The sequence below is a fragment of the Microcoleus sp. N9_A1 genome, assembly GCF_036701795.1.
Lineage (GTDB): Bacteria > Cyanobacteriota > Cyanobacteriia > Cyanobacteriales > Microcoleaceae > Microcoleus.
On record NZ_JAUBRI010000015.1, the window covers coordinates 15330 to 34865 of the forward strand.

The 19536-nt window shown below is 47.6% G+C and carries 12 protein-coding genes; 6 read left to right on the top strand and 6 right to left on the bottom strand.

The annotated features are described in order from the left end of the window. Nucleotides 1-256: 256 nt before the first annotated feature. From QUA58_RS09540 to QUA58_RS09550, 3 genes are all read right to left on the bottom strand, one after another. On the bottom strand, nt 257-3568 hold the full coding sequence (locus tag QUA58_RS09540; protein WP_333393811.1) for a DUF499 domain-containing protein: 3312 nt from the start codon (nt 3566-3568) through the stop codon (nt 257-259). Nucleotides 3569-3686: 118 nt separating this feature from the next. Next, on the bottom strand, nt 3687-4652 hold the full coding sequence (locus QUA58_RS09545; protein WP_333393813.1) for a threo-3-hydroxy-L-aspartate ammonia-lyase: 966 nt from the start codon (nt 4650-4652) through the stop codon (nt 3687-3689). Nucleotides 4653-5270: 618 nt separating this feature from the next. After that, on the bottom strand, nt 5271-10241 hold the full coding sequence (locus QUA58_RS09550) for a cadherin-like domain-containing protein (RefSeq protein ID WP_333393814.1): 4971 nt from the start codon (nt 10239-10241) through the stop codon (nt 5271-5273). Nucleotides 10242-11662: 1421 nt separating this feature from the next. Between QUA58_RS09550 and QUA58_RS09555 the strand changes: the two genes are divergently transcribed. The 4 genes from QUA58_RS09555 to QUA58_RS09570 all read left to right on the top strand — a co-directional run bounded on the left by QUA58_RS09555 (nt 11663) and on the right by QUA58_RS09570 (nt 16321). Then, the gene (locus QUA58_RS09555; protein WP_333250716.1) at nt 11663-11917 is read left to right on the top strand and encodes a hypothetical protein; all 255 of its coding nucleotides are present in this window, start codon (nt 11663-11665) and stop codon (nt 11915-11917) included. Between the two features lie 4 nt (nt 11918-11921). Continuing rightward, on the top strand, nt 11922-13622 hold the full coding sequence (locus tag QUA58_RS09560) for a CHAT domain-containing protein (RefSeq protein ID WP_333250718.1): 1701 nt from the start codon (nt 11922-11924) through the stop codon (nt 13620-13622). A gap of 1706 nt (nt 13623-15328) precedes the next feature. Continuing rightward, nucleotides 15329-15739, top strand: coding sequence for an AbrB family transcriptional regulator (locus QUA58_RS09565; protein WP_293126913.1), 411 nt, complete (start codon nt 15329-15331; stop codon nt 15737-15739). A 114-nt stretch (nt 15740-15853) separates the two neighbouring features. Further along, nucleotides 15854-16321: a regulatory protein RecX gene (locus QUA58_RS09570; protein WP_333250720.1), complete on the top strand. Its 468-nt coding sequence runs from the start codon at nt 15854-15856 to the stop codon at nt 16319-16321. A 101-nt stretch (nt 16322-16422) separates the two neighbouring features. Here QUA58_RS09570 and QUA58_RS09575 read toward each other — a convergent pair whose 3' ends face one another. From QUA58_RS09575 to QUA58_RS09585, 3 genes are all read right to left on the bottom strand, one after another. After that, on the bottom strand, nt 16423-16938 hold the full coding sequence (locus tag QUA58_RS09575; protein WP_333250721.1) for a DUF4385 domain-containing protein: 516 nt from the start codon (nt 16936-16938) through the stop codon (nt 16423-16425). Next, a complete protein-coding gene (locus QUA58_RS09580) occupies nt 16935-17360 on the bottom strand; it encodes a DoxX family protein (RefSeq protein WP_333250723.1) in 426 nt (141 codons plus the stop codon). The genes QUA58_RS09575 and QUA58_RS09580 overlap by 4 nt, the downstream gene beginning before the upstream one ends. Nucleotides 17361-17651: 291 nt before the next feature. After that, nucleotides 17652-17774, bottom strand: coding sequence for a hypothetical protein (locus tag QUA58_RS09585; protein ID WP_333250726.1), 123 nt, complete (start codon nt 17772-17774; stop codon nt 17652-17654). Between the two features lie 453 nt (nt 17775-18227). Here QUA58_RS09585 and QUA58_RS09590 point away from each other — a divergent pair, with 453 nt between their 5' ends. Beyond that, complete coding sequence (locus QUA58_RS09590) at nt 18228-18719, top strand: DUF4168 domain-containing protein (protein ID WP_333250728.1); 492 nt, start codon at nt 18228-18230, stop codon at nt 18717-18719. Between the two features lie 261 nt (nt 18720-18980). Further along, entirely contained in the window at nt 18981-19418 is a 438-nt protein-coding gene (gene ureE / locus QUA58_RS09595) for an urease accessory protein UreE (RefSeq protein WP_333250730.1), read from the top strand. Nucleotides 19419-19536 lie beyond the last annotated feature (118 nt).

Here is a 19536-nt window from a genome sequence, read left to right on the forward strand (position 1 = left end):
AAAACCCGCCCCTACATGGCACTAATTATATAACAAATCAATCTACATATTCGATCGTCTCCGAGGGATCGCGATTCTTGTAGGGGCGGGTTCACCAACTATCTACGCAATCAACCAACCATCTCAAAAACCAGCCCCGACCTATGTATTATGCTGGTATGTTAAAAGAGGTAGATTGCGATTTACCGTGGGTGGGGGCGGGTTTTTGAGAGTGTTAATTTTTGCCAAATATTGTAGGTGAACCCGCCCCTACATTTCAATACATCACTCTTGCCATTAAATTTAAACGCTCTACTGGGTTGCGATCGAGCGTTTGTTTTATACTGCTAATATTCGAGGCATTTGCTGGCAAAGCTGGCTTGAATTCTAAGGTGATTTTCAAACTAACAGTTGCTTGCGCGTCGGGGCTGTTCAACAAACTGTTGATAGTCGAGAAAAAGCTCTGAAATCCCCGCATTTGTCCTTGATATTCCAGCCGCACAAATTGGTCGCCGGTTTGAATGGTTGCGGTTTGGTCGATTTGCGGTTGCCAGCGCTGCAATAGGGAAATTGCTGTTCCCAATTTGCGATAATCCATGACTTGATTCACAGACAATTCTAGCACTTCAATGCCTTGAATTTTGTTGTCGCTGATGCGATCGCCCAAACCAGCAAAAACCACATTCACCGTGCCGTCAAGTTCGATAGTCGGCGGTTTCGCCTCCCACAAACTCGGCTGTAGCCCTCCCACCACATAAACAGGATTGTCGCCCTCTCCCACGCTAGGAACTTGCGAATTTAGATTGACATTGGTTTCTTTTTGTGCTGTTTCTCCGTTGCCGTAATCGGCCACCACCCGAAAAATAGTGTTATTCACAATGGTGATTTCACACTCATCGGAAGGGAAGAAATTTCCCGGCACCAAAATACCATCTTGATACAAACTAACACTCAGTGCTCCTTTGGCTTTCCACTTGACACGCACGGGTTTTGCGGCTTCTGCACAGGGCATCAATTGAGCGCTGAGTTCCACTTCTTTGGGCGCTGGAGGTTGCAAAATGCCGCGTCTGTATAGGGAGGCGCGATCGCTAAACTCGATCGTCTCCGGGAGCGTCAGCGTAGTATCATCAGTTTTGATAAATAGCCTCTCCCCGACTTTCATATCCCAATTGCCCATTTTCAAACCTTCGCGAATCGTCTCCCGCAGCATCGAAACTTCCGCATCAAGGAGAATATTCAAACTCAAATCCTTAGCAAAAGCATCCCGCAGCGCCTTCACAGTCCAATTATCCAACCCCCCTGGCCAAACTTTTTGCAAGATAAAAGCCGGCGCGAAAGATTTAGCTTCCTGGGCGCGAATCTTGCCGCAATCTTTGAGGGCTTTGAGAATCACATCTTGCTGGTTATTGTTGCCTTTTACCGTACTCGAATCCTGGGTGGGAAGAGTGTAGTGCATCAATCCTTTCGGTGCTTTAGTCGCATCATTTGCAGGATAAAATAAATGGCGGTAGGCGTTTGTCAGAGACACTCTAACAGCTAAATTTTTCGCACCTTCCCGTTCCTTCAATTGCTTCTGTTGGCTTCCCGATAAATCTTCCATGCGGTTTTGACTTTTGAGAATATTTTGAATAGCTTTATATTCTCTGGCATTGTCGATCGCTCTTTCTAATTCTAGCTGATTTGCCACCAAAAATAACAAGCGATTGCGGTAGGTGCGAAACTTCCCAGACTCGCCAGTATTGTTAAAAATGCGATCGATTAATTCCGGGGCTGCGTCGGTAGAATCGCGCACTGTCGCTTCGTCAAAGTCAAGTACACACAGCGCCACATCCTCCGGGTTGTCGTCTACATCTCCGGGACTTTCGATATTAGAAACTAAGGTAAAGAATTTTTTGGCAAAAATGCTATCGCGGCGAATTCGCAAATCTTCTTTTGCTAACAAAACTCCGACTTGTTCTTTTTCTTCGGTAATAATTTTGTTAATCGAAGGTTCTTCTTTGAACCTGGCCAAAGATGTTACCGGATCGAAGTCTAAATACCATGCTACCTTAGTCAATGTTTGTAAAGCGCGATCGACAAAACCGCTATCAACCCCCGGAGTCAGCAGCGACAAATTCAACTCAGCGAGGCGAATTCCCGAAGAATTTCCCTGAGTCAAAGAATGCAAAAATATGGTTCTACTTATCCAAGTAGAAAACGGCGGTTTTCCGGCTGCTGTCCATTCCGCGTCTTGCAATTGTGCGTAAGCCGGCCTACCATCGGGATTGTAGATATCCGCGCCGATGGGATTCCGCATGGGCGATCGTTGCAACCGAGAGGTAAGATCGTTAGTAATTTCCTTATCCATCCCCACCGGAATGTGATGCGTGTGAATCATGGGCACAAACGACTCAGAATTCAGAATCCTGACTCCAGAATTGTCCCCCCTAAATTCTGCTTCATTCTTCATTCTTCCTTCTTCCTTCTTCCTTCTTCCTTCTTCCTCCCACAAATGTCGCACGACTTGCGCGAACAATCGCAAAGCCCCCCGCGTCTTCTGGAATTCAGGAATCGAAGCAATTTTTTTAGTCAGCAGATTGAACAATTCCGGGTGAAACGGATAACTTTGGGCGATCGCCTTTGAGTATGACGCATCTTTGCACCCGTCGGGCAAATTAGCGCGGCAATTCCGATAAGCAGCCAAATATTCCGACGCCGCTTTTTGGGCCGCTTCCTCGCTAACTTTAGCAAACACGCGCTGTTTGACAATGTTGTAAATTTCGATATCTGTAGAAGGGCTCAACACCCTTTCTTGTCTAGCCGAAGCCCGCATCGTTTCTTGCAATTCTGCGGTTTCTTCAGCAAAAGTATCTGCTGCGGAAGCGAGGGAATAAACCAATACTAAATTATCGCAGGCCGCCGCCAAATCCATCAAGGAAAACAGGAAAGCTACAACTTGTTTAGCTAAATCGCTTCTGCCAATTTGTTTCGCTTTTGCCGATCGCAAATACCGCGCAATTTCATCTAAAATAATCACAGTCGGCTGTCCGCCCGTCAATCTTTCTAGCACAGAAGTACCGGGACTGACACCGCTTTTGTCGCTACCTTGCACTAACTGATAGCCTTGAATCCCGCCAATTTGGTAAGCAATTTCGCCCCAAAGCGTATAAGTTGTCAAACCGCTGTCGGCATGATATACTCCTTGTTCTGGGTCTAAATCTCGACCATCGATCGCTGCAACTTGTAAAGGGCGATCGGGAATCACACTAATATCTGTAAAGCGTTCCAATCCGTGAATTTCTCGCCCTAGCTTGCAGATATGCCAGAGTGCAATTTCATCGTGAGTTTTGCCACCCCCAAAACTCGTTTCCAAACGAATCACCCCAGCCCCAGCGCTTTGCTTCATCAAGCGGCCAAAAACTTCGTTAATCAGGGTTTTGATGCCGTCTGTGGCGAAGGTATTAGCAAAGAAAGTATTTGGATCTTGATAAACTTGAGGTGCAGTTCCTTCAACTACCAACCGCAATTTTGCAGCAAATAAATCTAGAGACAAGTCTCCCGATAAAATTTCCTCTCTCGGTACGCAGGTATCAAAGATTAATTGCAACATCTCAAAGATCCTTAACTAATAATATCAATTCCGCTCTTCATCCGAATTATTCATCTCTCTCTTCTCTCCCTCTGTGTTCTCTGCGTTCTCTGCGGTTAAATCATTCCGATCTCCAATACTAATGACTAAAATCGACATTTCCCCCGCTGACAATTACCCCAATCCTCGCATTCTCAGCCTGCACAACACCTGACAACAAAGCCGCCACCGCTAACACTCCCGTCGGTTCAACAACTATCTTCATGCGTTCCCACATAAAAAACATTGTGCTGCGAATTGCCTCTTCAGAAACAGTTGCCATATCATCAACATAATGCAGCACCAAAGGAAAGGTTAATTTCCCCAAAGATGGTGTGCGCGCACCATCAGCAATCGTATCCGGGTTAGTAACAGTTTGCAGCGTTTTCGTGCGGAACGATCGCGCCGCATCGTCTGCTTGCTGGGGTTCTACTCCTATTACTTTACACTGCGGAGACAAAGTTTTTGTCGCGATCGCGCATCCCGAAAGCAAACCCCCGCCACCGCAACAAACTAACAGCAAATCCAACTCCCCAACTTCTGCGATTAATTCCAGCGCCGCCGTACCTTGTCCCGCAATCACCCGCGCGTCATCATAAGGAGGAATAATTGTCAAGTGCCGTTCTTGCCCAATTTGGGCGGCTAACTCTTCGCGGGAAACTTGAGTTCGATCGTACAAAATAATCTCTGCACCATAGCCACGAGTCGCCTCTTGCTTGACTTTGGGCGCATCTGCCGGCATGACAACAGTAGCAGGAATATGTAATAACTGGGCCGCAAGGGCGATCGCCTGCGCGTGATTTCCCGAAGAAAAAGTCAGCACTCCGTTTTGTTTTTCGGCTTCAGATAGCTGCATCAAAGCATTGCAAGCACCCCGAAATTTAAACGAACCCGTGCGCTGAAAGTTCTCGCACTTGAAAAATACCTGAGAATTCGTCTGTTTGTTGAAAGTTTCCGAAGTCAGCACCGGCGTCTTGAAAGCTATGCCCTGCAAGCGCTTTGCCGCCGCCTCCACATCCGCGAAACAGACTGACAAGGAATTTTGGGTACAGAAGTCGGCACTCATAGATTGTATATTGGGGCGATAGATAACTCTATTTGTAGGGTGGGCAATGCCCGCTTCACTCCTACCATTAAACTATAAATTCTTATCATAAGCTGATTAATAATTATCATTAGCGGTTGCGCTTAATGGTAAAAAAAGCTGTTGACTAAAATCAAAAAGTAAAGGGGCGTTTGTACTTGCACACTAGAGGGATTAATGAATACAAATTTAACCACCGCCCGATTAATTGTAGAGAAACGGCACGGCGCCGTGTGCTGATTTTGGGTAATATCAAATCCGTTGGCATCGGAATTATTCAACTCTCTCTTCCCTGTCTCTGTATCCTCTGTGTCCTCTGCGGTTTAATCATTCCGATACAACCGGAATCGATATAACGGGTAAAATCAACCGGATTGGATGCTGAAATTGCCCTCGCAAGTGCGATCGACTCCAACCATCGACAACAACGCAAAAGAGGACACGGCAATGCCATTTCCCTACCCAAAAAAGAGCGGCTAAATTGTTTAACAACTACCAAAAAAAAGACACAGCATGGCTGTGTCCTTACCCGTATCTTGTAGGGACACAGCCATGCTGTGTCCCTAACCGTACCGATATCCCGATTAGGATTCTTGCCGTTTAGAACAAGAACAATTCAGAATTACCGGAAACTCCCAAATCGACATTGACAGTAGCAAACAAACTGTTGCCACCAACCGTAGAACCGTTGCTATCGTAATACAGTTTAGTAGACAAACCGTCGTAGATAGCCATGATGGACGGCCCAGTTAAAGTTGCTTCAAACAGAGTTACATCAGACACTGTGCTGCTGTAAGCGTAGAAACTCGAACCCAAAGGCCCAGATCCGGTTGTAAAGGCTGCAAAACCAGTGCTGTCGAGGTTAATTACATCATCAACAATGCTGTAATCGGTAATGATATCGCCGCCGTCAGCAGTAGTTCCGCTGAACACAAACACATCCAAACCAGCACCACCGCTGAGAACATTGGTTCCCACACCACCGATTAAAGTGTCATTCCCGATGCCACCGTTGAGAGTATCGCTACCGCCACCGCCGAAGAGGCTGTCATTACCATCGTCGCCGGAAATGCTGTCGTTACCCAAACCGCCGTCGAAAATGTCGGCACCAGAACCGCCGCTGAGGATGTCAGCAAACTCAGTACCCGTGACGCTGTTAGCAGTCGCATCTCCGGTAAACAAGACAGGAGTGGTGAAGTTGTAACCGCCAACACCAGAACCGAAATTGTTAACTCCGCTCGTGTAAGTACCGGGATTAGTGATTAAATCCACAACGCTACCTGAGTTGGTAGTAGTACCAGTATCCGAAGAGGCGATCGTACCTGTAAATACAAAGTCCGCCGTTCCCAGATTGCTAGCAGCAGTACCCAGATTCGCAATCAAGGTAGAACCAGCCGCTTCGGTACCGTTCGAGTCAAAATACAACACAGTCTCGTTCGAGGCATTCGTAAATGCGAAGAAACCAGCAGTTGTAGAATTGCCCACGGCTGTAGCTTGTGCAGCTTCCAAAGAGGCATAACTGCCACCTGTGAAAATCACCAACTCTTTGCCAGTAATGTCAGGAGTTGAACCCGTAACACCGTCAAAGTTAGTCGTAGTCAAATTGCCGAAAGCGCTCGCGCTAAAGTCGAATTTGTCACTTCCAGAGGTAAAGTCGGTAATTGTATCACCGCCTTCGCCTGCTGCTTTGTAAACAAACAGATCCGCACCAGCACCGCCAGTCAGAACATCTGCACCAGAACCGCCGCTGAAGATGTCAGCAAACTCAGTACCAGTGACGCTGTTAGCCTTCGCATCTCCGGTAAACAAGACAGGAGTAGTGAAGTTGTAACCGCCAACACCTGAACCGAAATTGTTAAAGTCGCTTGGGAAAGTGTTCCCAGCAGCAGTTAAATCGGCAACGCTACCTGAGTTGGTAGTAGTACCAGTATCCGAAGAGGCGATCGTACCTGTAAATACAAAGTCCGCCGTTCCCAGATTGCTAGCAGCAGTACCCAGATTCGCAATCAAGGTAGAACCAGCCGCTTCGGTACCGTTCGAGTCAAAATACAACACAGTCTCGTTCGAGGCATTCGTAAATGCGAAGAAACCAGCAGTTGTAGAATTGCCTACGACCTTAGCTTGTGCAGCTTCCAGAGAGGCATAACTGCCGCCTGTGAAAATCACCAACTCTTTGCCAGTAATGTCAGGAGAAACCCCGCTAACACCGTCAAAGTTAGTCGTAGTCAAATTGCCGAAAGCGCTCGCGCTAAACTCGAATTTGTCTACCCCAACAGTAAAGTCGGAAATTTTATCGCCGCCTTCTTTAGTTGTCCTGTAAACAAACAGATCCGCACCACTGCCACCGCTTATGACATCCAAACCAAGGCCGCCGGTGATGGTATCGTTGCCGTCGCCGCCCTTGAGGCTATCGTTAAAGTTGCTGCCGACAATGTTGTCATCGCCTGCTAAACCATCGAAATTAACGGCAGCCGGATAAGTGCCGAAATCGAAATTGTCAGGGCCAGCAGTACCGACAGGAATATTTAGTGGCGTGCCGGTGAAGACAAAGTTACTGATTTGCAGGCGAATGTCTACTGAGAAACTGGTCAGAACTTCAAAGCGCGCCCCAACAGCAAATACCAGTACAGCACGGCCGGTAGTGGCATCTGTAAACTGACAGAAAGTAGGCGCGTCTGAGTTGCCGCCCAAAGCTACAAACCGCGCTTGCAAAGTCGCGATGCTGTTAACAGTGATATCAGCACTGAAGTCGAGCAAATTAGAGCTGCCGATAGAACCAACAGCAGAAGTAGCAGTAATCTCCAGTCGGGTCAAACTAGAAACGCTGAGATTAGCAAAAGCTGCCGTAGAAAGCTCTAAAACATCGTCAGTGACACTAAAGTCAGTAATGAAGTCAGCTTCTACAACTGTTTGAATGTCTTGGCGGGAAGTCCGGTAAATAAAGCGATCCTTTCCAGCACCCCCAATTAGAGTATTGGTTCCTAGGCCGCCGTCGATCTCGTCATCATCATCGCCGCCTTGAATTTTGTCGTTGCCAAAGCCTCCTTTTAGTGTGTTTTTGCCTTTACCACCGTCGATATCGTCATCGTCATCGCCGCCGTCGATATCGTCATCGTCATCGCCGGCTTTAACTTTGTCCTTGCCTTTGCCTGCTTTGATTTTGTTTTTGCCTTTACCGACTTCGATATCGTCATCGTCATCGCCGCCGTCGATATCGTTATCGCCATCGCCGGCTTTAATTTTGTCCTTGCCCAAACCGCCGATGATTTTGTTTTTGCCTTTACCGACTTCGATATCATCATCGTCATCGCCGCCGTCGATATCGTTATCGCCATCGCCGGCTTTAATTTTGTCCTTGCCCAAACCGCCGATGATTTTGTTTTTGCCTTTACCGACTTCGATATCATCGTCGTCATCGCCGCCGTCGATATCGTTATCGCCATCGCCGCCTTTAATTTTGTCCTTGCCTTTGCCGCCGATGATTTTGTCTTTGCCTGTGCCGGCTGTAATGTCATCGTCACCATCGCTGCCTTCGATGTCGTTATCCAGCGTCGCAGAACCGACAATAACTTGAGGTGCTGTAGTGCCACCAAACTTAAAGGAATCTTGCTCGATGTTCAAGCTAAAACGCTGGCCCGTGAGAGATCTTTTGCCGTTGCTAACTTCAAAACCAAAACTAAGCGCACCGATAAAACCTACTGTCGCCTTGAAACTTAACGAGCCTGCGTTAATGTCTGCTTGAGAGAAGGTAAAACCGACTTGTGTTACAGCGACTCCCTTAAAGAATAGTTGGCCGGTTGTAGTAGCATCGGGCAGCTCGGTTAGCTTGAAGACTGTGCCGCTAGGACCTTGCTCGTCATCGACAAACCGCAACAAATCAGAAGTAATAGTTTGCTCGCCGCCGCTGGAACCAGCAGTCAAGCTCTTATTAGCTTCCACTTTCGGAGGGTTGAAAATCGGGTTCGGAGTTGGAGTTTGAGTTTGAGTTTGAGTTGGACTTAGAGTTGGAGTTTGAGGATCAACTCCCAAAAAGTCCCCAGCATCGATCAGCGTTGCGTTGACATTCAACAAGAGCGCCAGCGCGAAGTTATTGACCCGAATTTCGGTATTGCCACCGACTTGTATAAACGTCAAGCTGCTAAAGTTCAATTCGGCAAACAACAGAAACTTGTCTTTGCCGTCTTCGTAGTCAGTGATGACTGCACTTGCCCCAGAGCTACTGTTACTCATGCCATAAACGTCATCTCCAGCACCGCCTACACAGGTATGGTTGCCAGTACCGCCCATCAGCGTATCGTTGCCGTCGCCGCCCATCAGCGTATCGTTGCCGTCGCCGCCGCCGCTAACGCTGTCGTTGCCGTCGCCGCCGTTGGCCATGTCATTGCCGTCGCCAGTAACGAGGGTATCGTTGCCGGCACCGCCCATCACGCTGTCGTCGCCGGCACCGCCCATCACGCTGTCGTCGCCCTCGTCGCCTGCACAGTTGTCGCTGCCGTCGCCGCCCATCACGGTATCGTTACCGGCACCGCCCATCACGCTGTCGTCGCCCTCGTCACCTGCACAGTTGTCGCTGCCGTCGCCGCCCATCACGGTATCGTTACCGGCACCGCCCATCACGCTGTCGTCGCCCTCGTCACCTGCACAGTTGTCGCTGCCGTCGCCGCCCATCACGGTATCGTTACCGATGCCGCCATTTACGGTATCGTTGCCGTCGTCGCCTGCACAGTTGTCGCTGTCGGCACCGCCGCTCACGGTATCGTTATCTTTGCCGCCATTTACGGTATCGTTGCCGTCGCCACCGCTAACGTTGTCGTTGCCTGTGTCGCCTCTGACGGCATCGTTGCCTTCCCCGCCCTCGCAATCGTCGTTGTCTTTGCCACCGTAGATGCTATCGTTGCCGGCGCCGCCGTCAACGTCATCATCTCCTTCGTTGCCGTGGGCCCAGTCATCGCCGTCATCGCCTTCGCAGGTGTCGTTGCCGGTACCGCCCATCACGGTATCGTTGTCTTTACCGCCGTTAAGCTTGTCGTTGCCTTTGCCGCCCTTAACGTTGTCTTTATCGCGATCGCCTCTTATTTCATCGTCGTCATCGCCGCCTTCGCAATCGTCGTCACCTTTACCACCGTAGATTTTATTTTTTTTGCCACGGTTTCCTTTGATTTTGTCCTTGCCTTTTTTGCCGTATATCTCCTCGTTAGCGCCCGTGGCGACAATTACGTCATCGTCATCAGTACCGAAGAGAGTTCGGCGGCGATCGATGCCGTTGCCATCATCGTCTAAGTTATCGTCATCTTTGTTGTCGCCTGCACCTTCTTCTACTACGCCGTTAAATTCCGCAATTTGGCTGTTATCAGCAGCACCTGTTTCGGATGCACCGTTAGACTGCTCGGGAAATTGGTCCTTAACGCCGTCGGGGTTTTCGGCGAGTGCTTGCTCAATTAACTTGGCTAACTCCTCATCGGAAAGTGCAGGCCTGTTGTTGCCTAAACCCCCGACAGGATTTTGTGTTTCATCTTGAACTCGAAAAAGTGTTCCCTGTCCTTCTTCTAACAACATTGTTTCTGGTTCCATCGTTGATATTTCCCAAAAAATGGTAAGCTTCTTAGAATCAATTTATCAGCAAACAGGAGGCTGCAGAAGAATTTTTTTTAACTTCATGTTTTCGCCTGCTAGAGGAGCTGGTCTCCTTATCTTTGCTATTATAGATGCCACTTAAACTGCAAGGTTTTTTTTTCGCTCTGTTGCGAGCTTTATATTCTGCAATTGCGTACCAAAATTAATTGATCCGCAACCTACACTGTAAGTGCTGCGCCGAAGCGCCGAGCATTTAGGATGTTCTCGGTAATTTCTACAGTAAGCTGCGCCGAAGGGCCTCTGATTGTAGATTTTCTACGTAATTTCTACAGTGAATTAGCTGAATTTAAACTCGCAACTGACAACTCCTAAATAACTACCCAAAACCTGTATCCCCCAAATTTTACCCTTGCTTTTTTTCCGATCTCCGCTGGGTGTATTGAAGTTCTGTAACACTCCCAGCTTTGACAAATCCTTCCCTGACTTAGGATTTGAATCTCTTGACTAAACGACTGCACGCTTCTAATTTTAGTTCCCGATGAGTAATTAGAAATTTAGATAATTCACTCGGGCAAATATTTGTTCTAATTTTTAGTTGCACAATTTTTTCTCGATTCGAGGAAACCTCGCCAACTGAGAAAAAGTTTTTTTTTCGGCTCAATACTCAGAGTTCGGCCAAAATATATCTATCTTAAGACGGATTGCAATATTTACAATAAAATAGTATAGACGCAGAATTCGTTTTTGGTGATAGTTGCAAGCTCGATCGGCATTTTGAGCGGGAATAACCCACGGCGAGGCTGCGAAACTCTATTGTTTTGTAGAAGCTTCGCTACCAAATCCAATAATTCTCGGAGAAACCGGCCTGATGAGGCGTAATCCTCTAGATGCCAAAAATGATGGTTGCTTGAGAGTACCGGAATAATTTGATTGCCGTTGTATTGTTGAGAGTTCTTGGCTACTTAGGTTTATTTTTGCTGCTTAACTTTAACTAGATTAAGAGAGTTAAATTAAAAGTTTTCTATATCATAAAAGCGGTAAATTAGCAATCAGTTATTAGCAATTATCGATGGTCAACTATGGATTACCGATCGCCACTGAGGTCTTAAGGATGAGGGCGGAGGGCTTACGGATGAGAACCCAGGGCTGACCAATTAATTAATTGACACAAAATCAAGATTTCAGATGGGGGGTTGGTGGTAGAGGATAAGCGGTGAAGACCGATCGACCGCTCGCCAAAAAAAATAAAATACTCAACTTTCCCTGCGATATTGCCCTGAAACCGGTTGGCGAGAGCAGAAGTAATTTTAATAAGAACTAGAGATCCGCCTGGTAAAGTGCCTCCAATTTAACTTTACTCAGCAATGAGAAACTCAAGTTCACGACGAATCTAAAGGGGTCTGCGGTAGAGGTGCAAAATGTTAAAGATAGCAAGATTGGAGAAAATTCGGCTTTCACCGAGCCACAGGGCAATCAAAACTAATAAACTGTTATTAAAGTACAACTTTTATATCCTCAAAGTGTTTGAACAAATATATATGACCCTAGCGATCGCCCGATCGGGGGAAGCGCATTCAGAAACTTTGATTGGAAGAGTAAAAATTATTTTGCCGATCGCTATTGCTAGCCGCAAAAACGCAGGCAAATTCAGAATTAAGGCGGGAGGGCGCTAAACCGGTGAGCCAGGAATTTCAACTCTCAGTCACCCCTGTTGGGGACGACGAATATCTAGTGAGGACAGAAAGGGTTGCACCCGGTGTACCCTTAGCCGAAGAACAAGTCCGCTGGCCGATCGACGAATGGCTTGCACTGTCTGCTCAACTGATGAACGACCCGCTGGTGGGCTTGCTCCAGGGAAAAGCAGTACAGGGAAACAATTTTGCTGGTCGCGGCCTCTCCCGTTCGGGAAACAACTCAGCGCCGAATTTAGTAGCCCTGGGGCAACAATTATACAGCGGGTTGTTTCAAGGAAACTTGCGCGATAGCTGGACTTGCGCTCAAGGCATCGCCCAGCACCGCCGAGAAGTGCTGCAACTGCGACTCGGACTCAAAGGCCGGCGCTTGCCGCGGCTGCCGTGGGAAGTTCTGCACGCCGGCGATCGCCCTTTGGCAACCGGCACCGATGTCGTGTTTTCCCGCTACCAACCAGGTACAAGTTTGTTCAAACAAACCCGGATACTGCCTAGCAGCGGGCCACTAAAAATTTTAATGGCGATCGCCTCTCCGAGCGATCGAGACAGCTTGCAGCTCAAGCGAGAAGTGCTCCACCTGCAACAAGAACTCCAAAACCGCACCGCTAATCCTCTCAAAAACAGCCCCCATTCCCCGGAAATTCAACTGACTATTCTCGAACAGCCCGATCGAGAACAACTTACCCAAGCCCTAGAACAAGGGCACTACCAAGTCCTGCACTACGCAGGCCACAGCAACTTAGGTTCCAGAGGTGGCGAACTCTACCTAGTCAGCAGCCGCACCGGCTTAACCGAAACCCTCAGTGGCGACGACTTAGCTGGATTGCTTGTTAACAACGGCATTCAGATGGCCGTGTTCAACTCCTGCCGCGGCGCCTACGGCGACCCCTCAGACCTCGCGGACGACAGCCCGGAACGAAACTTAACCGAAGCTCTAGTGAAGCGGGGCATTCCGGCAGTGCTAGCAATGGCAGAAAGCATCCCCGACGATGTAGCGCTAACTCTGACGCGGTTGTTTTACCGCAACCTCAATCAAGGCTATCCAGTCGATCTCAGCCTGAGCCGGGCCAGAGCTGGGTTAATTTCTGCCTACGGTTCTCACCAGCTATACTGGGCTTTACCGATTCTCTACCAGCACCCGGACTTTGACGGCTATTTGACCGGGGGCCCAGCCCACAGCGCGACATCCGGTTCTATGGTGCACATAATCGCGTCGGGAACGCAACCGGCGCTCGTGGGTACAGAATGGAAGGCCCCGTCTTCGGTTTCGGCGATCGCCCAATACCCGCCAATGCCAGCCAATCGATCGCATGAGTCAGACAGTTCTGACGGCGAAGTCTGGGAATACTTTCCCGAGCAATTAAAAGATCGTAGGGATTGGGTTCACCAGAACGATCGAGCCGATGCTACTAATTCACCGAACTCACCGACGGCTTCGCAGTCCTCTATTCCTAATTCTGAGTGTTCGGCGCTCCAAGCAACTCGCGCGGCTGCACCGACTCAAAAACCGTTAAAAAAACCGGGCTTGAAAAAATCTGTGGCCCTGATGCTTTGCTTATTGCCCGTTGCTTTGAGTGCTGGCTTTTTTGGGTGGCGGTACTCGCACCAGCGAGGTACGAAACCTGAAGAGTTACTGCCGGCGGTACGGACTCCCCTGTCGCAAAATTACCTGCAACAACGTCACTAAAAGCGATCGCCCACTGCGATGCTGAATTTAGACCCTCTTGGCCTGGCTCCAAACTGGGTGTGGTTTTTGGTGGCCATTCGCGATCGGGTGCCGCTGGCAAAGTGATCAACAGTATGCTGCTCGATCGAATCTCGGACTTACGTTCATCAAGCCGGTTTTTACCGAAAATAAGCAGCTTCATATAGAATTCGTCAGTCGATTGTAGATTTTAGACCAATACGGTTTACTTAAGGCTTTTTGACGAATTTCTTAAGTCAACCATATTGCGGTAGGGGCGGCTTGGGCGAGCGAATTTATGAAATAATTGACTGTATCAAGGCAAAACCCGCCTCTTAAGTAAACCGTATTGGATTTTAGACTTCGGCTTGAGCCCCGAGTCGAACGATTTGAGATTTGAGATTTACTCCACAGATAAATCTGGAAACTGGAACAAAACTCTAAAATTTTGATCTCTCCACGACAGGAGTCGGTGGCTTGGATGCGTTTTTGGGCGGGCTGATTCGGCAGCAGGAGCATTCGTCATTCGGCACAAGACAATAAAAGCCAGAGTTGCAACAATTAAGAACGTCCTCACCGTCAGTGCGGTTGGTATATCTCACAAAAATTAATTATGGAAGCGGCTGTGAGTTTGACGTGCCCCTCCAGTTGGTGCATAAATTTTGAGAGTATGGCAGTTTACAGGCCACGAGTGGAAACCAATACATTTCCATCGAAACTCCATGTCGGGAACCGCTGCTAATTTGTAGTGCATCAAACATTTAAGCGGTTGTGCATTTAACTCGGTCTTTTTCAATTCCCCTGTGGAAATAACCTCAAATTCTCTGGCTTGGAGCCGGAGGAGGAAGATTTTCCCGAGTTACGCCTAGACATCTACTGATTCCTGGCGAAGTGTTAAGAGTCGCGAAGCAATCTCGCCCGATCAAAACTATTCCCCTCTTAGTGGCTGCCCGATGTTTCTGCCGCCGCGCCCATTAAGTCGGGTTTTAGCTTAAACCCGTTCAACGAAGAGGTGAAATTTCCTTCAATTTTTACCGGATTGCCTTCCCCAGACTGCGTTCTGTGGAAGTTATATGCCCAACACCTTAATAGAAGATTGCTCGTTGGTATTTAGGGTTTTGAGGGGATTTCCCGCCCGAAAAATAGGGTTTATACCGTTTGAGATTTGAGATTTGAGATTTGAGATTGAAGAATTGGGAATGACTTATTCCATAAGGGTTTGGAGCACGGCCCTACAGTTGGATTATTTTTGTAAACTGGTTTTGCAAGTAGCTGGCAGGGGCATAGAGAACAAGTGCTGCCTCCCCTTGTTGAGTAAAAAGTTAACCCCGGCCAGTAAATGCTTTTGGCAGATTTGCAGCGGCCGCACTCTAGGTATTTCGATTCATGGCTGTCTTGTTTTTACCTTGACCACAGACTTGATCGGGGATTGGTGAATGCAGGGAACAGACTTTACTGTAAAAAAGTAAAGCATTTAATTTGCCACAATAATTCCCCGCGCGATCGCAAGAGAGGCTTACGCAAGCATTTGGGCCGCAAGCAGCAAATTGATCGCCCTTCGAGCATCCTTACTTGCACCCCCGGTCTTGAGGCCGCAGAAATTTATCCAGAATCTTAATATTCAGAATTATTAGTATTGACAGTGAAACAAAGTTAATCTAATGTGTTGTAATTGATATAAGTAAAGTCCAATAAGCGAGGTACGGTCAATGGCAGAAACAGCTACAGCACCCTTAACAGGAAAAGGTCTGCTTCAAAAAATCAAAGGCAGTGATTTGCCGCGCAGAGAACTTGCAAAGCTTTGCGGCTACTTCACGGTCAGCAAAAGTGGAGAAACCCGGATTAATCTGGCTGAGTTTTACGATGCAGTGTTGGCTGCTAAGGGCATTGAGCTTGAGAAGTCGAAAGCAGACGGACGCGGACGAGAAGCGAGTTATCGAGCTAGCGTTCACAAGAATGGTTCGATCGTGATCGGGGCAAATTATACCCAAGAAATGGGATTAAAGCCGGGAGACGAGTTTGAAATTAAGCTAGGATACAAGCACATTCGCTTGATTCAGATCGATGTGGACAGACCGGATGTGGAAGTGGATGATGAAGAGGAGGATACAGAAGAATAGAGGCGATTCCCTGCGGGATAGCTTCGCTTCACGCGATGCAGTCAGCCGATAGCAAGGCGGCTGGATTTGGCATTCGCTACACGAGTATTTGCGCGCCACCCTTCGATTTAACTGATGAGCTGTCTTGACTATTTCTATTTTCTCTTGTCCCGCAAAGACTACAGTGCCTCTGAACTTCGCAAAAAGGGGCAAGAGAAAGGTTTTGGCAATGAGGAAATATTGGAGGCGATCGCGCAAATTCAAGACCGCGGCTATCAGTCCGACACTCGCTTGGTGGCAAACTCGATCGCCTCTTCAGCAGGCAAATACGGGAAGTCTGCCATCAAGCGCAAGTGCCTGCAAAAAGGAATTACCAACGATTTGTTCGAGCAAGTCTGGGAAGAAGAAATTCCCGAAAATCAGGACTCCGAAGCAGAAAAACTGGCTGAATTAAAAGCCAAAGTCATGCGAAAATACAAGATCGATACTTGGGGTAAAGCAGATCCGAAAACCAAGGGTAAAGTCTTGAATTACCTGCAATACAGGGGCTTTAATGCCTTTGAAATTTGGCGACAGTGGCAAACAGAAGAAGATGACGAGTAAATATTAGGGCTAAGCGAATAGATGCGGCCCAGATAGGCAAGCACAACTGCAATGCTGCCGACGGGGCTAAAGTGTAAGTTCTAAGTTTTTGTAAATGTATGTCAATCCTCAGCGTTGACTAAATAAGATTCGTACATCTGCCGATGTCTGGCTAAAAGCTCGAGATATTTCTCGTTGATTTTGGCCAGCATCCATTTTTCTTGAAAAATGGCGGCGGATTCTGCTTTCACCGGATCTGCTTCTAGCGGTAAAATATCTTTGCGAGCTGCGGTTTGCTCTGCAACAGACTCCATTTTCTGAGGGTTGTGCTGGTATTTTCTACCGCTTTTGTGGTTGGCGTAGCGGCGCGATCGAGTATACCCCATTTGCAAGAACTTGCGCGCCATGTCCGCTCCCACAAAATCTTCGCGATCGAGATACTCTAAAAATAACGAGTAAATTTTGCTGCTGGACTCCCTGGCAATTTCAGGAGTCTTAAATCTCCAGAAAGGCAGAATTTCTCCTTTGTAAGGTTCCACCAACAGCACTCCTTGTTCTCCTTTCCCTACGCAATAAAGTTCCGGGTGCTGTCGAAAGTCGGTGTTCTTAAAATCCAAAGAGTAGTCGAATTGCTTCATGGGGCGTTTTTTGTCGTATCTGGGATTAGAGAAGCCCGTGGTTTACCTTCGTCTGGTTTGGTATAAACCCAGGCCCAAGCAATCAAAACGGCTTGAAAAGGCAGCCTGAACCAATACACTAATGGGTTGTGGGGAATCCCTTCTATCGGAATGCTGTTGACGGCTTGATTGATATTAGCTGGAAACACGGCAATAAACAGGGCAATTAACCCCCACGCCGCCGCCCTGCTGACGGGCGGAACTAACAGCCCAATCCCGCCCAAAATCTCGAAAAAACCGCTGATATAAACCAATGCTTCCGGGTAAGGAAGCTGGGGCGGCATGATTCTGATAAAAGGTGCGGGCACTGCAAAGTGCAGCACGCCTACAATACTGATAGCTACTGCGAGAATAACTCGCCAAATTTCTTTTTGACTTTTCATGGGCAATGGGTAATTAATAATTGTTAAGTTGCTGGGATAATGCTTGCAAAAAATCGCTATTCGCGATCGAGATGACAAGAAAACTGAGGCCCAAAAATTCCAGCTTTCCGGGTTTGTCTGCTCTTGCTGGTGGCTGTAACGATTTTATTTCGTAGAAAAACCAGGTTTCTGGGTAACTCCCAGACAAGTTTTGGCAGCCCCAAACAGGAGGAAGCGAGAACTGGAATCGAAGGCCTGCGCGTTGACTGCCGAAAACAGATAGGGCGCATTTTGATAACAAGATTTTAATGTCTAGTTCCCCGTTGCTGCCTCTATCTTCCGGTAGTAAAACCTGATTTTTGTTCCGGCTCTGGCTCCGTCAGCAGCCAAACCTGGGGGATTTTCTCGATCGACAAATGCGCCACCGCTTAACATTAAATAAATCCTCGCGGGAATTGATGAGTGCGATTACGGCTAAATTTGACGCCTTGCAGGCGATTCCCGATCCTTCACCAAAGGCAAACGCATTCGGGATAGCATCGCTCCCGCCTATCTTGATTAGACTCAATAATGCGAGTAATTTGTCAATAACTTTTAGAATTATTTAATATTTGCGCTTTGAGAATTATTGGGAGAGGCAATTCGGGAACACTCTGTAATTAAAATTAATATCTAAAGTTTGAATTTTGTCAACTTCCGACAGATGTTATAATGAATGATTATTGAATTTGCTAAAAAGTCGATCGTCATAGCAACTCGCCAACCATCCTGCTGGAATTCAAAATAGTCACCAACGGCAGGAACTTTTTACCCACCACATTATTCAAAAAGATTGAGCCTCCCAGCGCTGTGTCATTTTTATCTACACGCAAGCAATCACCGACCACCATGAACACCTTAACCAACACCTCTAAATTTCGCCTAAACCGGATACTGCGACAATCCCTATTCACAGGGATCATTTCTGCAGCAGCTTTGGCTAGCGGATGGGCGCCCGGTTTGTACGGACAATCCCCAAGCCTCGTTTTCGGAGCAGCAGTCCAAGCTCAAGAAATTAGCAACGAGGAAATTACTAGCTACGCTCGCGCTGTGTTGGCAATAGAACCAAGACGGGTGGAAGCTTATAACGAAATTAAAGGAATGGCTGGAGGCTCTGTCCCCAGAGTAGTGTGCAACGAAACTCAGGAAATTAATAGGCTGTCGGGAGGTGTCCGCGGCATCGCGGTGAATTACTGCCAACAAGCTAAAAAAGTTATCGAAACCAATGGTTTGACAGTTAGTCGCTTCAACCAGCTCACTTTGCTCCAGCAAGCGAATCCGAAAGTCAAACAGCAAATTCAAGCTGAGCTGCTGCGACTGCAACAAGCAGGCAATCAATAAAATCGATGCGTTTGAGTCTTTCTTCCTCTCCCGTTCTATTGTTTGAGTTACTGGACGGCATGCAATCATTTTTGAGAAAATGGCGATCGTCTGTAAAGAAGTGCTTGACAAAATAACCTAAATATGGTATCCAAACAAGAACGGGAGCGGTTCAGAGAGATGACAATTTGGCAACTCGCTGTCAATCGCAATTAGAAATAAAAAATATCTTCCTCAAAAACTAGATGTGAAGTCAATTCCTTTGAGGAATAGAATAGACAAATGCTAACTTTCACAAAACATTTGCCTGGAAATCCCGATGCTGTTGTCAACTTTAGTTTACCGATGACAGCGGACGATCGCACTCGCAGCCGCCACCAATTCGCGACAGATAGCGGAGAAGTGCTAAACTTGCGTTTGCCTAGAGGTACGGTATTGCGCGATCGAGATTTATTGCAGTCGGAAGACGGTAGCTGTTTGGTACAGGTAAGTGCAAAACCCGAACCGGTAATCACAGCGCGAGCCTCGACTAAGCTGCTACTGCTGCGGGCGGCTTATCATTTAGGAAACCGTCACGTAGCTTTAGAAGTTACCGATAATTATTTAAGGCTTTCTCCCGACTCTGTTTTGCAGGGAATGCTCGAAAAAATGGGTTTGGAAGTTATAGAAGAAATTGTACCGTTTCAGCCGGAAACGGGCGCTTACGGCCACAGCCATTAGGTATTGGGAATGGGGAATGGGGAATGGGGAATGGGGAATGGGGAATGGGGAATGGGGAATGGGGAATGGGGAATTGCAAACAACAAATAACAAACAACAAATAACAAACAACAAATAA

What these genes read in the sequence shown, in the direction of transcription:
- QUA58_RS09575 (WP_333250721.1), bottom strand. Translation starts at nt 16,938, where the DNA reads ATGAAGCAATTCGACTACTCTTTGGATTTTAAGAACACCGACTTTCGA.
- QUA58_RS09565 (WP_293126913.1), top strand. Translation starts at nt 15,329, where the DNA reads ATGGCAGAAACAGCTACAGCACCCTTAACAGGAAAAGGTCTGCTTCAA.
- QUA58_RS09555 (WP_333250716.1), top strand. Translation starts at nt 11,663, where the DNA reads ATGTTAAAGATAGCAAGATTGGAGAAAATTCGGCTTTCACCGAGCCAC.
- QUA58_RS09590 (WP_333250728.1), top strand. Translation starts at nt 18,228, where the DNA reads ATGAACACCTTAACCAACACCTCTAAATTTCGCCTAAACCGGATACTG.
- QUA58_RS09550 (WP_333393814.1), bottom strand. Translation starts at nt 10,241, where the DNA reads ATGGAACCAGAAACAATGTTGTTAGAAGAAGGACAGGGAACACTTTTT.
- ureE (WP_333250730.1), top strand. Translation starts at nt 18,981, where the DNA reads ATGCTAACTTTCACAAAACATTTGCCTGGAAATCCCGATGCTGTTGTC.
- QUA58_RS09570 (WP_333250720.1), top strand. Translation starts at nt 15,854, where the DNA reads ATGAGCTGTCTTGACTATTTCTATTTTCTCTTGTCCCGCAAAGACTAC.
- QUA58_RS09585 (WP_333250726.1), bottom strand. Translation starts at nt 17,774, where the DNA reads ATGTTAAGCGGTGGCGCATTTGTCGATCGAGAAAATCCCCCAGGTTTG.
- QUA58_RS09580 (WP_333250723.1), bottom strand. Translation starts at nt 17,360, where the DNA reads ATGAAAAGTCAAAAAGAAATTTGGCGAGTTATTCTCGCAGTAGCTATC.
- QUA58_RS09545 (WP_333393813.1), bottom strand. Translation starts at nt 4,652, where the DNA reads ATGAGTGCCGACTTCTGTACCCAAAATTCCTTGTCAGTCTGTTTCGCG.
- QUA58_RS09540 (WP_333393811.1), bottom strand. Translation starts at nt 3,568, where the DNA reads ATGTTGCAATTAATCTTTGATACCTGCGTACCGAGAGAGGAAATTTTA.